Below are 14,763 nucleotides of genomic sequence, written 5' to 3' on the forward strand. Positions count from 1 at the left end.
AAGAAAAGAATTGCGGCGAACTGGACTTGAACCAGCACACCCGTTAAGGCATCAGCACCTCAAGCTGACGTGTCTACCATTCCACCACCGCCGCAACTGAGAAAATATTATATCATAAAGCTAAAAAAATGTCAAGCGGAAATTTTCATACCGAATACGGAATGTTTATGGCTGGAAAGAGGGAATCGGGCAGCGGCTTTAAAGTCGGACCTTATAGACCTAAATAAAAAAATATAGTATAAATTTTAATATAAAATAATTTAAGGAGAAATTTATTTTATTATAAAAACAAAAGAAGAAAAATTATGAATACAACGGAGAAAATCGACTTACAAAAAATAAAGAGCGAAACGGAAAAGGCCGTTACCGAAACTCTTAAAAATTCCGGCTTAACCCAAGAAGATATTTTTGTAATAGGTTGCAGCACAAGCGAAATTTCAGGCGGAACAATAGGGAAATCTTCAAATGCGGAAATAGGGGAAATCGTAGTAAAAGCGGCTTTAGAGGTTTTAAACGATAAAGGAATTTATCTTGCTGTGCAGGCTTGTGAACATCTTAACCGCTCTCTGGTTATAAATAAAAAAGCCGCCGAAAAATACCGGCTTGAAGAAGTTTCGGTAATACCTGCGGTAAAAGCCGGAGGTGCGGCTGCAACTGCGGCATATAAGTACATAGACAATGCGGTAATGGTTGAGCATATTTCCGCAAAAGCCGGAGTCGATATAGGGGATACTGAAATAGGAATGCATGTAAAATTCGTTCAAGTCCCGATAAGATTAAACAACAACAAAATAGGAAAGGCAAGGGTTACCGCCTTAAAAAGCCGTCCCAAGCTGATAGGCGGCGAACGCAGTATATATACGCAGGTTTAAAATTTATTGCTCCGCATATTCTTCCAAAGAATCCGAAAGATGTTCTAAAATAATGCCGGCCTTTTTAAACATTTCTATAGTGTCTTCACTGTCATGATAACGTTTTTCGGCTACTACACGCACTATACCGCAATTGATTATAAGCATTGCACAAGTTCTGCATGGAGTCATCTTACAATAAAGGGTCGCTCCGTCAATGCTTATACCGCGTTTTGCAGCCTGACAAATTGCGTTTTGTTCCGCATGAACCGTACGTACGCAATGCTGCGTTACGGAACCGTCTTCATGCTGTACTTTTTTTAATTGATGCCCCACATCATCACAGTGCGGAAGCCCCGTAGGAGCCCCCACATAGCCGGTTACTAAAATCTGGTGGTCCCGCGCTATAACACAGCCTGACCTTCCGCGGTCGCAGGTTGCACGCTTTGCAATTGCACGGCAAACATCCATAAAGTACTCGTCCCATGTAGGGCGTATATATTTTGTTTTACTCATAGAATTTTCAACCATAATTCCGGATTATACGTAAAGATTCAGAGTAAGTCAACAAGGTTCAATTTACCGATTTTTAATTACTCATCAAAATCGTCATAATCCAAATCGTCATCTTCATCATAATCGAAATCATCGTCTTCATCAAAATCGTCGTCGTCGTCAAAGTCGTCATCGAAGTCATCATCATCGTCGAAATTGTCATCGAAGTCGTCGTCAAAATCGTCGAAATCTTCGTCGTCAAAATCTTCGTCATCGAAGTCATCGTCATCATAACCGTCATCTTCATCGTAAGAATCGTTAAAGATATACAAGTCATCAGACGGTTCAAATTCGGTATTATTAAACATAAAAGGCCCCTTATAGCAAGTTTTTATATATGTATAATAAATGAGAGGTTATATTTTTGTCAACTAGATAATACCGTTTTTATGAATTTTTTATCTAAAAATTCATAAAGTTTTACTTTTATCCGAATGAAAAAAAAACGCGTACAAGAGACGTTTTAAAAAAAGTATAATAATCAAAAATCTCTAAAAACATAAATTCACTTTCTAAGAGAACTTATTTATTTTTTTAAAATCTTTTCAGCTTCCTTTTTCGCAGTACTAAATTTTTTCAAATCAAACGGGTATTCTTCAATTACCTTACAGTTTTTATCGAGGATACCGGCTTCTATTTTTGCAGTTAAAATATTAAAAACCGCCTTATCTATTTTTTGTGCAAAAACTTTATCCGTCTTAATTTTATCCGAAATTACGGAAATAAGTTCATTTAATTTATTTTCGCTGCACATAATCATATCGCAGCCTGCCTGTAAGGCTGAAATTGCATTAGCTTCGGAAGATTTATTACCTCCCTTAAGTGCAGCCATTGCCAAATCGTCGGTAATAATCAGTCCCTTAAAATTAAGCTCTTCGCGCAAAATATTTTGTATACCTTTTTCCGAAAAACAAAAAGGAACGTCTTCCACAGCCGGAACGGTAACGTGTGAAATTAGGACGGCACACTTATTTTTTTCCAAAACGGTTTTAAAAGGTTCTATATATTTATCATAAAAAGTTTGTTTATCCGCTTTAATTACAGACCGCTCCTTATGCGGGTCCGTTTCGGCATTTCCCGGAAAATGTTTTACCGCCGAAATAACACCGGCTTCTTTCATTCCTTCAATACATACGGAAGAATAATTATGTACAACAGTTTTATCGTCCGAATATAAACGGTTACCGAAAAAATTTATATTTTCAGGATTCTTTACTTCAACAACGGGAGCAAGATTTATATGAAGCCCCAATAACTTAATTTGTTCTCCGGTAAACTTATAAAGCTCTTTTGCTTCACTTAAAGAATATTTTTCGGCCATTTCTTTTGCCGACGGAAGATGGGAGGCGAAGTGTTTTATCCTATAAACTCCCCCGCCCTCACAGTCTATTGCAAAAATAGGTTGAATATAATTTTTGTCTTTTGCTATTTTTTTAAAAGAATCCTTTACCGATTTAATGTAAAGAGAGGTTTTTTCAGGCGTATCGGCTAAATTAAATTTAAATAAAATAAATGCACCAGGAACGGTATTACCGAAATACTTATACATACCTTTTGTAAACTCTTTATTACCGTCAATGCTCAACATTAAAACTTGAGCCGCTTTTTCTTCCGCATTCATCTCGGCTATAAACTCATAAATCTTATCATTTTCGGAATAAAGATTTATACAAAAAATAAAAAACAAAAAACATTTTAATTTCATAAAGATATCCTATAAATCATTAAATTTTTAAAGTTATAAATCGGTACGGTTTTAAAACATCGAGTCTTTTATATAAGTTTATGATTTTGCGCCGCTTTAAAAAGTTTTGCATTCCATAAATTCTTTTGCATATATTTATCGCGTATATCGTTTTCACCTATGCTCAAAACATTTTTTTGCATCGCTTTAAACGCCTTGCTTAAGTATGCCGTTGTTTGAGGAGCGGTATCGCCGTATACTGAAGAATATAAATCATAACATAAATACAAATATAATGAAGAAAAAGAATCGTTTTGATATAAGGCATCGATTGAAGACGCTTCAAGTTCCGATAAAAATATTTGCCCGCTTTGTTTACCGCCCGCGTTTGAAAGAGCAAGTTTATAATTATAATAATTATAAAAAATATTAAACATTTTTTTACCTACGGACATTCCATAGATTTTTGCCCAAACCAAGTCTTCGGCAAAATTAAAACCGGACTTAACTTTTTGTAAATTCATAAAACTTGTTCCGTCATAATCGGAATAAAAATCCTGATAATCGGCTTCAAGTTTTTCAAAATCATTATACAATATAGGGTAAAATAAAAAGGATTCAATTAAAAATAAAAAAGCGTCATCGGTATTTTCCGAATACTTTAATAAAATTTCCTGTCCGGTTTTTATCTGTCCGCGGTAAATAAGAGAATGAGCCGCCCATACCCTGCATAACGATTCGAGGTTTTCAAAATAAAGAGACGCAAAATCACCGGCAAGATTAAACACCTCTTCAGCTTTTTGAAATTCGCCCACCTGTAAATAAATTCTTCCCTGCATAAATAAACACGGAATCTTCCACTCCTGCTCAAAATATTCGTTTACCGCATTTGAAAGTTTATCCAAAAAAGTAATAGCCTGTTTTAAATTATTTTGTAAAAAATATACTACCGCTATATTGAATAAAGCCTCACAAATAAAGCCGCTGTCGTGTGTATGCTCGGCGATATCAAGAGAATATGTAAAATACGTAAGCGCATCGGAAATTTTATTTTCGCTTAAATTAAAAAATGCCAATAAGGATAAAGCCCTATACTCGCCTGAGGAGAATTTATAATCTTGAAAAAACGTAATTGCGGTTTTTGTAAGAGAATAGGCTTTTTGAAAACTGCCTTCAATTTGGGCAATTAATGCGGTTTGATAATATTTTAAAGGTTCAAATAAAACCTGATTTTTATATTTTTTTAAATTCATTCCTTCGATTGCCGCATTGGAATAATTATGAAAAACGGAAGCTATTAAAAATTCTTGAGTACATTCAAAACTTAAGGAAGTAAAAATATTTTCGCTATCGTCATCCGCATGTAAAAACCCCGATTTATATTTATCCCATAAAAAAATTTGCAATATGTACATCAACGGATTTTTTTATATAACCTATCCTTCTTTCAATTATTTCAAGTAATCCGTAAGGTGCCGTGTAAATATTACCCGGAGCCGAAATGATTCCCGCCGAATACATCCATATATAAACATCATTAAAAAAAGTTTTACTTTTATTTAAAGAATTCAAAAAAAGATTCAGTTCATCGAAAAAAAAGTATCTTCCCGATATTAAAATTATATAAACCAATTCCAGTAAATCTTCAGGTATATTATAAATTGCAGGGACATCGGATTGCACATTTTTAATAATTGCGGATTTATCGGCTGCAAGAATTTTTTTTGCTTCATTTAAATTTTTCTCATCATCGATATTATCGACAAGGATTTGAATAGGTTCTCCGTTATTTATATAATTTACATACGCTTTTAAATATATCCCTGCATTCATTAAAAAAGCATCTACAAAATATTGCGGCATATCCTTTGCAAACCTGTGTTTTTTTAAATATAAGTATGAGCTTTTTGTAGAGAAAAAAGATTTTCTGTCAGCTTCGGAAAGTTTTAAAATTAAATTCTCATCTATGGGGTTTGCAAGAATAAAATTATATAAGGACCAAAAATAACTGTCGTTACGATGGACGATTACGGAAGGTTTATTTATATTATCACTCTCCGCTTGATAATCAATACCGTTAAAAAATTTAAAATTATTACATTCGGATAACTCGGAGTTATATGATTTAAATTCAATATATTTTGAAAGTTTGGATTCCGCCTTTTTGGAAGCGAACATTCCGTTTTCAGGTATTAAAAGTTTTTTATAGTTTAATAATAATTCCGCCAATTCCTGAAAAGAAAAATTATCATTGTAATAATCGGTAATACAACGTATTTCCGCAATTTTTTCTCCGTATACGTCAAATATTTTACTTAAATTAAATAAAAATCTTGAAACCGAGTATATGTAAGCTATGGAATCTTTTTTAAAACAAAAACCCAATCCCGTTTGGCATTTAAAAAATACTCCGCCGTTATTTGCAGCTTCATGCTTTACCGAAGCCGTAAAATTATTTACCCTGTTTAAATCGATTTTACGGAGTTGTCTTTCATAGGGCAACTCTAAAAAAACACAAAACATAATTTATTCCTTAAAATTTATACTTATCCAGTTACAGCCGTTTTATACGTTACAAGGTCGTCGATAAAATCATCTTCCGCTTTTATATTTTCTTTTTTCCATTCTTCAAGTTTTTTTTCTTTTAATTTTGAAATTGCCTTACGCTTCGATGCCGCTTCAATGTAAATTTTACGTTTTTCATCTATAATAATTTGAGCTTGTACCGACTTGTTTATAAGTTCGTCTTTTTCTTTATTTAAGCGTATAATACAGTTTTGAATCGAATGTAATTCGTCTATCGAAACCGTACTTCCGTCGAAATTAAGTTTTTGAGAATTTTGAGCATATAAACTTGCAATATTTTTTAAGGCAAGCTTTAATGAATCAAGGTATGCAATCGCATGTGCCAATTCAATTTCCGCTTTTCGTTCATAAAATTCACGCAAGTGTAAAAGTTTTTCCAACCGGAAATTAAAACGTTTCATTTCCCCTCCGCTTTAAGATGTTTTAAGAGTCAACAGCCGTTTCCCCATACAAGTTTGCGGCTTCGGAAGGCTGCACATATTTTTTTATTGCACCTCTTCCCAAAGCATCTTCACTGCATTCAAAATCGGGTATTTCTATCCCGGTAATTTCCGAAAGCTTTTTTAATGTGTCTTCCAGCTTTGCGGGGTCATTTACATCTTGAGTTAAAAAATCATAAATTAAGGGATAGTGCTCTATTGCGTCATCAATATTTGCATCGCTTCCTTTTTGATAAGCCCCTACTAAAATCATATCTTCCGATTCGGTATAAGCCGCCAAAAGATTTCTTGCTTTGGTTACGGCTTTTTTGGTATTTTCACCTGCAACCCTATTCGCCAAACGGGAAATGCTTCTTAAAACATTTATTGCAGGGTATTGACCGCGTTGGGCAAGTCGGCGTTCCAAAACGATATGCCCGTCAAGGATTCCGCGGACGGTATCGGAAATCGGCTCGTCCATATCATCTCCGTCAACAAGCACCGTATAAAAACCGGTTATCGAGCCCTTATCGGAAGTGCCGCTGCGCTCCAAGAGCTTAGGCATTGTTTCAAAAACGCTCGGCGTATAGCCCCGTGTAGCGGGAGGCTCTCCGATTGCCAAACCTATTTCACGTTGCGCGCGGGCAAAACGGGTAACGGAATCGAATAAGAGCATAACATCTTTTCCCCGGTCACGGAAATATTCGGCAATTGCAGTTGCGGTATACGCTCCTCTTATTCTCGCCAGGGGACTTTGGTCGGAGGTTGCCGTAACAATTACGGAATGCTTTAAACCTTCAGGCCCCAAATCATGTTCTATAAAATCTACGACTTCTCTTCCGCGCTCGCCTATTAACGCAATTACATTTACATCGGCATTGGTGTTCCGCGCAATCATTCCCAGTAAGGTAGATTTGCCGATACCGGAGCCTGAAAAAATTCCAAGCCGCTGCCCCCGTCCGACTGCAAGAAGACCGTCAATTGCGCGTATACCCGTAACAATCCTTTGGCGAATGGGTTTACGTTTCATAGGATCGGGGGGAGGAGCCGTTACGGGATATCTGATGTCGGAATAAGGCTCGGGTTTTCCGTCGGCGGATTGACAAAGAGAATCAACGACACGGCCCAATAAAACATTTCCTACGGGAATTGATAAAATTTCTCCCGAAGCAATTACGACATCTCCTACTTTTACGCCCTGAACGTCGGTAAAGCTCATAAGCTGAACGATATTGCCGTTTAACCCTACAACTTCGGCCTTTAAGCCCTTAGGTTTGTCATCGGTAATAATTTGGCAAAGTTCTCCTACAACGGCAACGGGCCCCTCGCTTTCAATCAGCATACCGTGCACACGCACGACCCGCCCTGTAAATTTAATCGGGTCGGTTTCGGTAACCGCATTTGTGTATTTATCGAAAATACTAATCATAAACAAAATCCGCTAGATATTTCCGGTTTTAATCTTAGTTTTAATCGGAGATATTTCCAAAATCTTTTGTTCGAGTTCGTTAAGCTGACTTGCAATTTTTGCGTCAACCGCGCCGAAATCGGTTTCGATAATACAACCGCCCTGGTCTACGGTAGAATCTTCCACAACGGTAATATTTTTTATATTTTCCGCCGTCGAGATAAAATTCTTTGTATGTTCCGTGGTCATTCCGACGTCCGCAAGATTGACGCGGATAATTACGTCTCCGCGCCCTTTTACCTTCCTCAAAGCATGTACGACATTTGAAACTACGACATTGCGCTGGTTTTCCGAAATTACCTTTACTACTTTACGCGTCATTAGCAAGACCAAATCTACAATTTGCTGTTCGGTTTCGGAAAGAATTTCCTGACGCCTATCCATTGTTTTTGTTATAATTGTTTGAAGCCTTGTTATTAAACGCTTAACTTCAAGATCTCCTTCTTTATAACCTTCTTCCCTGCCGCGGCTAAAACCTTCCTGATACCCTTCCCTGTTTACCGAAGCCTGATTGCTTTGAGCGTCGGAAATAATTGCCTTTGCGCTTGCTTCGGCTTCTGCAATAATTTTTTTAGCTTCATCTTTTGCTTTTTGAGAAACAACTTGAGCCTCATCGGTTTGCCTTTTAACTTCATCAAAGGCGGCATTTTCCGCTTCCTTAATGATCTTATCGGCGGCGGCCCGTGCTTCGGCAAACATTTGCTCTTTTTCCTTTTCCCATTCTATTTTAAAATCTTCAGCTTCCTTTTTTAAATCTTCAATAGACGGCCCTTCATACACGGGAACATCTTCAACGATTTCTTCTTCGGGTTCATTTTGAAAAGTTTTATTAAGCTGTAAAAAAACAACGTCATTCGCTTTTTTATTTACTTCAAAGCCTCTAAAAATAGTTTTAGCCATAAGCAGTCTCCGTTTTTATATCAGCTCGTCTTCTTCGGAGCGGGCAATAACAATTTCACCCTTATCTTCCAAATGACGGATAATAGACACAATCTTTTGCTGAGCTTCTTCAACATCTTTAACACGTATCGGGCCCATATATTCCATTTCTTCACGGAGCATAGCTCCCGCACGCTTACTCATATTTCTAAATATCTTATCTTGAACTTCAGCGTCAACCTGTTTAAGAGCCTTTGCCATTTCATCGTTATTAACTTCGCGTAAAACCTTACCGATTGACCTGTCGTCAAGCATAACAATGTCTTCAAATACGAACATTTTCTTCTTAATTTCTTCTGCCAAATCGGGATCTTCATCTTCAAGAGATTCTATAATGGATTTTTCGGAAGAGCGATCAACAAGGTTAAGAATTTCTACGATACTGTCTACGCCTCCGGCCGCCGTATAGTCTTCGCTTGAAATAGTGGAAAGTTTCTTTTCAAGAACGCGTTCCACTTCGCGCAAAACATCGGGAGAAGTTCTGTCCATAGTTGCAACACGCCGCGCAACATCGCTTTGAATTTCATCGGGAAGGTTTTGCAAAATTACCGAAGCCTTTTGCGGTTCAAGGTATGCAAGAATAAGAGCAATGGTTTGCGGATGTTCTTGCTGAATAAAGTTTAAAAGGTGCGCGGGGTCGGTTCTTCTTATAAAATCGAAGGGACGCACTTGCAGGGAGCTTGTAAGCCTATTGATAATTTCAATTGCTTTTTGGCTTCCGAAAGTTTTTTCCAAAACATCGCGTGCGTAATCAATACCTCCCGTGGTAATAAAGTTTTGCGCCGCCATTAAGTCTTGGAACTCTTGAAGAACGGCGTCCTTTAACTCCGCGTCTACGGTTTCCGTTCTTGCAATTTCAAAAACTATTTTTTCAACTTCATCTTCGCGCAGGCGCTCCATAATTTTTGCGGAAATTTCTCCTCCGAGGGAAACCAAAAAGATTGCCGCCTTTTGTCTTCCGGTAAGAGAGTTTATATCTTTTCCTTTTTTCGCGCTTCCTCTTTCTTTTGCAGGTGCTACAGCCATTTTATTCCTCCATCAGCCAAGTTCTAATTAAAAGAGCTACATCTTCAGGATGTTCACGCGCAATGTTAATTGCATTTTCCTGAAGCTCCAAGCGTTTACGCTCTTCAACCGTCATTGAAACATCGGCATTTGCCAATTGCGCTTCGTATAACTGCCTTTCGCGTTCAAGCTGTGCCTGACGTATAAGTTCTTCTTCACGGAGTCTTTTCCGTCTTTCAAGTTCGCGGCTGATAATTCTATATAAAATAAATATTAAAAGAACAAGGGCGACACCGGCAAGAGAAATTAAAATTATCTTTTGTCTTTGTAGCGCTTTAAAATATTCATTATCTTCAAGTTCAAATTGATTGGTTCTGTCGATTTTAATATTCGAAACCGTTACGGAATCCTTTCTGCTTATTTTAAAACCTATGGCATCCTGTACAAGTTTTGCTACTTGTTTTAAATCCGCATCGGGTATTTCGATATACTCTCTTTCAATTCTTCCGTTTGTAATTATAAAGTTTCCTTTTTCGTCTTTTTTCTTTTGCCAAGAGCCGTCAATATTTACGGAAACCGTACGTCTTCCGATTTCAGGATGAAAAATTTCACTTATTTGACTTGAGCTTACAAGTTCATTTAATTTTGAAATAGTTTGAGTCGAACGCCCTACAATATTTTTTGCATCTTTATACGACGGAGGAGTATTTCCGTCAACACCGGCAGGGCCTTCGGGATTTATTCCCGTTCCTTCGTAAATGGTATTTGCATTTTCGGAGCTTACGGTAATCGATTTTACAACTTCCGAATCATCATAAGGAGTTTCCTGATTATCTTCTTTTATAACAGTCGGCAAAAGTTTTGTAGTATTTGCGGAGCGCTCCGACATATCCATATCTATTTTAATGTTTAAATCGCGCACTCTGTCGGTACCGTAAATTTTTTGCAAAGCCGCTAAAATTTGAGCCGCATATTCTTTTTCAAGTTTTCCTATAAGCTTTTGCTGTTTTTCAATCATTGTAAGGCGGTCAAAGTCTTTTAAGCCTTCAAAATCGTTTAAAATATTTCCCGTATTATCGGCAATTGTAATATTTTCATCAAGAAGACCCGGAACTGCAAGTTTAAGGATTTTTTGAATTCCTTCGACTTTTTTTCTTTGAGTAAGGATATCGCTTCCTGGTGTAGGATAAATAATAATACTCGCCGTTACAGGGTCCTGTTCCGAAGCAAATACCGCTTTTTCGGGCATATTAACTACAACGCTTGCATCATCAATATCTTCTAAAGATTTTATATGCCGTTTAACCTCTTCGATAACGGCCCGGCGCACATCGATTTTTCTTTCAAAATCGGTACGTGTCCAGCGCTCGACATCAAAGATTGCCCAAGGGCTTGTGTTTTGCGGAATCAAATCTTCGCGGATTAAAATGGAGCGCATACGTCTTGCGGTTTGCTCATCGCTTACGGAAATAATTCCGTCCGAAGATACGGTAGGCGTTACGTTTTCTTCATTTAATCTTAAAAGAATCCTGTCGCGGGTATCTACGTCGGTTATTGCCATATCAAGAACAGGCACCGAAGTCGGTTTTGATGACCAGCGCATAAGAACAACAATCAAAACCAGAGAAAGCACCGCAACTCCGATAATGATTCCCTTTTGAACTCCCGTCCATTTTCCCCAAAGAGTTCCGAGTTTTGCCGTAAAGTTTTTTATCTTTTCGTTCATGTTTCCCCCCATGTACCGAACGTTATTTTACTCTGCTTTGCAGTGTAATTATTTTATCTCGTTGTAGTTATATCGTTCCAGCTTTTTACAAGCCTATCGATAACCGTTTGCGCCAGCTTTAACGATAAATTAGCCTGCGCCATTCCTATTGTTATATCGTGAACATCGACCGAATCGGGGTCGATAATCATTTGTTCGCTTAATTCATTCATTTTAATTTGCTTTGAATTAACATCATCAAAGGCTTTTAAAATTAACTGCTCAAAACTTGCCGCAGGTTTATTTACGGCAAGCTCAATCATATCGGTATCGGAAACCATTCGGCTTCTAAAATTATCCGTAATGACGGAACCGACTTGAGGAACTTCCAAAAGTCCCGGCACCTTATAAACATGCGCCGCATTAACTTGATTTATCATTTAAACCCTCCCCTTACCTTGCAATATCCAAGGCTTTTTGAAACATATCCTTTGCTCCTTGAACAACTGCAAGATTCGCTTCATAAGCACGCGAAGCCGAAATTAAATCCACCATTTCGGTAACAACGCTTACATTAGGATATTCCACATATCCTGCACGAGGCCCCGATTTAATTGCTCTGGGGTCTGTAGGAGCATAAACCCATCGCGATTCTGAATTATCTTTTTCTATGGAAACAACTCTGACGCCTTCTCCCACACCCCTATCAATAGATTGAGGAACAAAGGGAGTCATCCAATCAATACCGGATTTTTTTTGCTCTACAATTACACGGCTTCTTTTAAAAGCCCCGCCTTCCTGCGTTGCCGTTGTAGAAGCATTTGCAATATTGTTCGAAATAACGTCCGTTCTCAATCTTTCCGCATGCATTCCTGTTGCGGCGATATTTATACTTGTAAATAACCCCATCTTATTCTCCTTCTAAAGATAAGAGCGATACGGAAGCCAAGTCGAAAGGCTTATCGTATCTCCGTTATCTTAAAATCTATTTTAAAACCGACTGAGCCTGATTATATTGAAAGCCGGTCATCATACTCAAAAGCTGATATTGCATTTGAATTTTTAAAACGTTCATCGCTTCTTCTTCAGGATTTACGTTATTACCGTTTGCTTTTTCTTCGGTTAAATAATCCAAAACCCTTCTCGGCTCAACCGTTCTATAATCAATTACATCGTTAGACTTTATATGCAAAGGATGAGTCGTTGCAAGCTGAAAAGCTCCGTCCGCTCTTTTTTCGGAGTCAAAGGCGCGCTTTAACTCGGATTCAAAATTAACTACGGTTCTTTTAAAATTAGGCACATCCGAATTAGCCAAATTATTTGAAGTAACATTGTATCTAAGCGTATTAACGTCCATTGCCCTGTGTAAAATATCCGTTGTACGCAAAAAACTGTTTAGACCCATAAGTCCCTCCTAATCCGTTCCGTCTTTAAAATTTACCGTTTTTTAAAGACGGACCTATATCTATTTTCGGCAAATTTAAAATTTGCTTAAGTAATTGCCGATAAGCGGATTCACGTTGCCGATTACAATATGTACCTGGACAAATCCTGGTCCTGCACGATTCCTTTAAGCCTTTCATCGACATAGTCCACATCTATCTTTACGGTTTCCCCCTTCATTTCACTTGCATTAAAAGAAATATCTTCAACCAGCATTTCCATAATCGTGTGAAGTCTTCTCGCTCCTATATTTTCGTTTTTTGAATTTACATCTGCCGCTAAAAAGCTCATTCTGTCGATAGCCTCTTCGGTAAATTCGATTTTTACGTCTTCGGTTTTTAAAAGCTCCTGATATTGTCTGGTCAGGGCATTTTTAGGCTCAAGTAAGATACGTTTAAAATCTTCCGCATGAAGCGATTCCAATTCCACGCGTAAGGGAAATCGTCCTTGAAATTCCGGAATTAAATCGCTGGGCTTTGAAACGCTGAAAGCACCTGCGGCTATAAAAAGAATATGCGTCGTGTCTACCACTCCGTATTTTGTGGAAACATTTGAGCCTTCAACGATGGGAAGGATATCCCGCTGAACACCCTCACGCGAAACGTCGGGCCCGCCGCCCCTATCCGAGCGGGAAGCGACCTTATCGATTTCATCTATAAAAATAATTCCCATTTCTTCTACACGCCTTTTAGCTTCTTCACTTACCTTATCGCGGTCAACCATACGGTCAAGCTGTTCGGCCATAATAATTTCACGGGCTTCTTTTATGCTTACGTTTTTTCGCTTAGGTTTTGAACCGCCCATCATCATACTGGAAATATTGCTCATTGCATTTTCTATATCTTCCATATTGGAACCGCCTGCAAAAAATTCAAAAGGAGGCATATTTGAAGGCTGAATTGTAACTTCAACCATTTTATCTTCAAGTTTTTTTTCTCTAAGCATTATACGGAATTTTTCGCGGGTACCGCTCATATCGTTTTCTTTTTTTTCATCTTCTTCATGCACAAGCTCAACCGCCGCTTTTTTTTCAATTGCAGGCTCGCCGTCCTTACGCACCGTAATTTTTATAGGAATAACATTTTCAGCCTCGTTTGCATTGGAAGAAGTCTTTTTGCCGGAACCGGGCAAAAGTAAATCCAATAAGGATTCTTCGGTGTTTTTTTCCGCCTGTACTTTTAAGGATTCCTGCATTTCGCTTTTTACCATATTAAAGCCGACAGCCATTAAATCGCGTATCATAGATTCGACATCGCGGCCTACATAACCTACTTCCGTATATTTCGTAGCTTCCACTTTTAAAAAAGGAGCTCCCGAAAGTTTTGCAAGCCGCCTTGCAATTTCGGTTTTACCTACGCCTGTAGGTCCTATCATTAAAATATTTTTAGGCGCAATTTCATCTCTGATTTCTTCAGGCAATTGCAGCCGGCGCATTCTGTTACGCAAAGCAATTGCAACCGCCCGCTTTGCCTTATGCTGACCGATAATATATTTATCGAGTTCTTCTACAGTTTGTTTCGGTGTTAATACGTTTAAATCGATGCTCATTATATTTCCTCCATAATGATATTTCCGTTTGTATAAATACAGATTTTTCCCGCAATAGCTAAACTTTTTTCCGCAATTTCACGTGCGGAAAGTTCCGTGTTTTGCATTAAAGCCAAGGCGGAGGCATAGGCGTAATTCCCGCCAGAACCGATTGCCAAAATATTTTCTTCAGGCTCTATAACATCTCCGTTTCCTGAAATTAAAAGAGTGGTCTTTGCATCGGCAACCAAAAGGAGAGCTTGAAGGTTTTTAAGCATTTTATCGGTACGCCAATCCTTTGCAAGCTCAACCGCCGAACGGGTTAAATCGCCTGAAAATTCTTTTACCCTAACTTCAAATTTTTCCAAAAGAGTAAAAGCGTCCGCCGTAGCACCCGCAAACCCTGTAAGTATTTTACCGTCATAAATTTTTCTAACCTTTCTGGCATTTCCTTTCATAACGGTTTCACCCATTGTAACTTGCCCGTCTCCCGCCATTACGATTTTTCCGTTCTTTCTTACGGCAATTACCGTAGTACTTCTTACCTTGTTTTTCATAAAACTCCCTATAAAACAATTCTA

Annotated in this window: 16 protein-coding genes and 1 tRNA gene; 1 reads left to right on the plus strand and 16 read right to left on the minus strand. The window is 38.0% G+C overall.

What is annotated here, in order from left to right:
* Positions 1-11 precede the first annotated feature (11 nt).
* Positions 12-94 (minus strand) — tRNA-Leu (locus DYQ05_RS09950).
* Between the two features lie 211 nt (positions 95-305).
* On the opposite strand from DYQ05_RS09950, the gene DYQ05_RS09955 reads away from it, so the two are divergent.
* Positions 306-872: a TIGR01440 family protein gene (locus tag DYQ05_RS09955; RefSeq protein ID WP_020965869.1), complete on the plus strand. Its 567-nt coding sequence runs from the start codon at positions 306-308 to the stop codon at positions 870-872.
* 3 nt (positions 873-875) lie between these two features.
* Here the strand turns inward: DYQ05_RS09955 and DYQ05_RS09960 are convergent, their stop codons facing one another.
* The 15 genes from DYQ05_RS09960 to hslV form a co-directional block, all read right to left on the minus strand.
* On the minus strand, positions 876-1,367 hold the full coding sequence (locus DYQ05_RS09960; protein ID WP_038106530.1) for a deoxycytidylate deaminase: 492 nt from the start codon (positions 1,365-1,367) through the stop codon (positions 876-878).
* 77 nt (positions 1,368-1,444) lie between these two features.
* Positions 1,445-1,714 (minus strand): hypothetical protein, encoded by a 270-nt coding sequence (locus tag DYQ05_RS09965; RefSeq protein WP_020965871.1) that lies wholly within the window; start codon positions 1,712-1,714, stop codon positions 1,445-1,447.
* A 218-nt stretch (positions 1,715-1,932) separates the two neighbouring features.
* Positions 1,933-3,111 carry a glycoside hydrolase family 3 N-terminal domain-containing protein gene (locus DYQ05_RS09970; RefSeq protein ID WP_206183365.1) on the minus strand — a complete coding sequence of 393 codons (1,179 nt, stop codon included), beginning with the start codon at positions 3,109-3,111 and terminating at the stop codon, positions 1,933-1,935.
* A gap of 68 nt (positions 3,112-3,179) precedes the next feature.
* Positions 3,180-4,496: a tetratricopeptide repeat protein gene (locus tag DYQ05_RS14065; protein WP_252723345.1), complete on the minus strand. Its 1,317-nt coding sequence runs from the start codon at positions 4,494-4,496 to the stop codon at positions 3,180-3,182.
* On the minus strand, positions 4,474-5,613 hold the full coding sequence (locus DYQ05_RS14070; RefSeq protein WP_252723346.1) for a hypothetical protein: 1,140 nt from the start codon (positions 5,611-5,613) through the stop codon (positions 4,474-4,476). The genes DYQ05_RS14065 and DYQ05_RS14070 overlap by 23 nt, the downstream gene beginning before the upstream one ends.
* 23 nt (positions 5,614-5,636) lie before the next feature.
* Complete coding sequence (gene fliJ / locus DYQ05_RS09980; RefSeq protein WP_029410085.1) at positions 5,637-6,077, minus strand: flagellar export protein FliJ; 441 nt, start codon at positions 6,075-6,077, stop codon at positions 5,637-5,639.
* Positions 6,078-6,099: 22 nt separating this feature from the next.
* Positions 6,100-7,524 carry a flagellar protein export ATPase FliI gene (gene fliI, locus DYQ05_RS09985; protein ID WP_206183366.1) on the minus strand — a complete coding sequence of 475 codons (1,425 nt, stop codon included), beginning with the start codon at positions 7,522-7,524 and terminating at the stop codon, positions 6,100-6,102.
* A 12-nt stretch (positions 7,525-7,536) separates the two neighbouring features.
* Entirely contained in the window at positions 7,537-8,463 is a 927-nt protein-coding gene (gene fliH, locus DYQ05_RS09990) for a flagellar assembly protein FliH (RefSeq protein WP_206183367.1), read from the minus strand.
* Between the two features lie 15 nt (positions 8,464-8,478).
* Complete coding sequence (fliG, locus tag DYQ05_RS09995) at positions 8,479-9,528, minus strand: flagellar motor switch protein FliG (RefSeq protein WP_020965877.1); 1,050 nt, start codon at positions 9,526-9,528, stop codon at positions 8,479-8,481.
* A 1-nt stretch (position 9,529) separates the two neighbouring features.
* Positions 9,530-11,233, minus strand: a complete 1,704-nt coding sequence (fliF, locus tag DYQ05_RS10000) for a flagellar basal-body MS-ring/collar protein FliF (RefSeq protein WP_024467008.1) — start codon at positions 11,231-11,233, stop codon at positions 9,530-9,532.
* A 53-nt stretch (positions 11,234-11,286) separates the two neighbouring features.
* Positions 11,287-11,652 (minus strand): flagellar hook-basal body complex protein FliE, encoded by a 366-nt coding sequence (gene fliE / locus DYQ05_RS10005; RefSeq protein ID WP_020965879.1) that lies wholly within the window; start codon positions 11,650-11,652, stop codon positions 11,287-11,289.
* Positions 11,653-11,665: 13 nt separating this feature from the next.
* Complete coding sequence (gene flgC / locus DYQ05_RS10010) at positions 11,666-12,121, minus strand: flagellar basal body rod protein FlgC (protein WP_206183368.1); 456 nt, start codon at positions 12,119-12,121, stop codon at positions 11,666-11,668.
* Between the two features lie 76 nt (positions 12,122-12,197).
* On the minus strand, positions 12,198-12,617 hold the full coding sequence (gene flgB, locus DYQ05_RS10015) for a flagellar basal body rod protein FlgB (protein WP_029410083.1): 420 nt from the start codon (positions 12,615-12,617) through the stop codon (positions 12,198-12,200).
* A gap of 122 nt (positions 12,618-12,739) precedes the next feature.
* Positions 12,740-14,203, minus strand: a complete 1,464-nt coding sequence (gene hslU, locus DYQ05_RS10020; protein WP_194075548.1) for an ATP-dependent protease ATPase subunit HslU — start codon at positions 14,201-14,203, stop codon at positions 12,740-12,742.
* Positions 14,203-14,739, minus strand: coding sequence for an ATP-dependent protease subunit HslV (hslV, locus tag DYQ05_RS10025; RefSeq protein WP_020965883.1), 537 nt, complete (start codon positions 14,737-14,739; stop codon positions 14,203-14,205). Before hslV ends, hslU begins: the two co-directional genes overlap by 1 nt.
* Between the last annotated feature and the right edge of the window lie 24 nt (positions 14,740-14,763).

The sequence above is a fragment of the Treponema pedis genome, assembly GCF_017161325.1.
GTDB classification, from domain to species: domain Bacteria; phylum Spirochaetota; class Spirochaetia; order Treponematales; family Treponemataceae; genus Treponema_B; species Treponema_B pedis.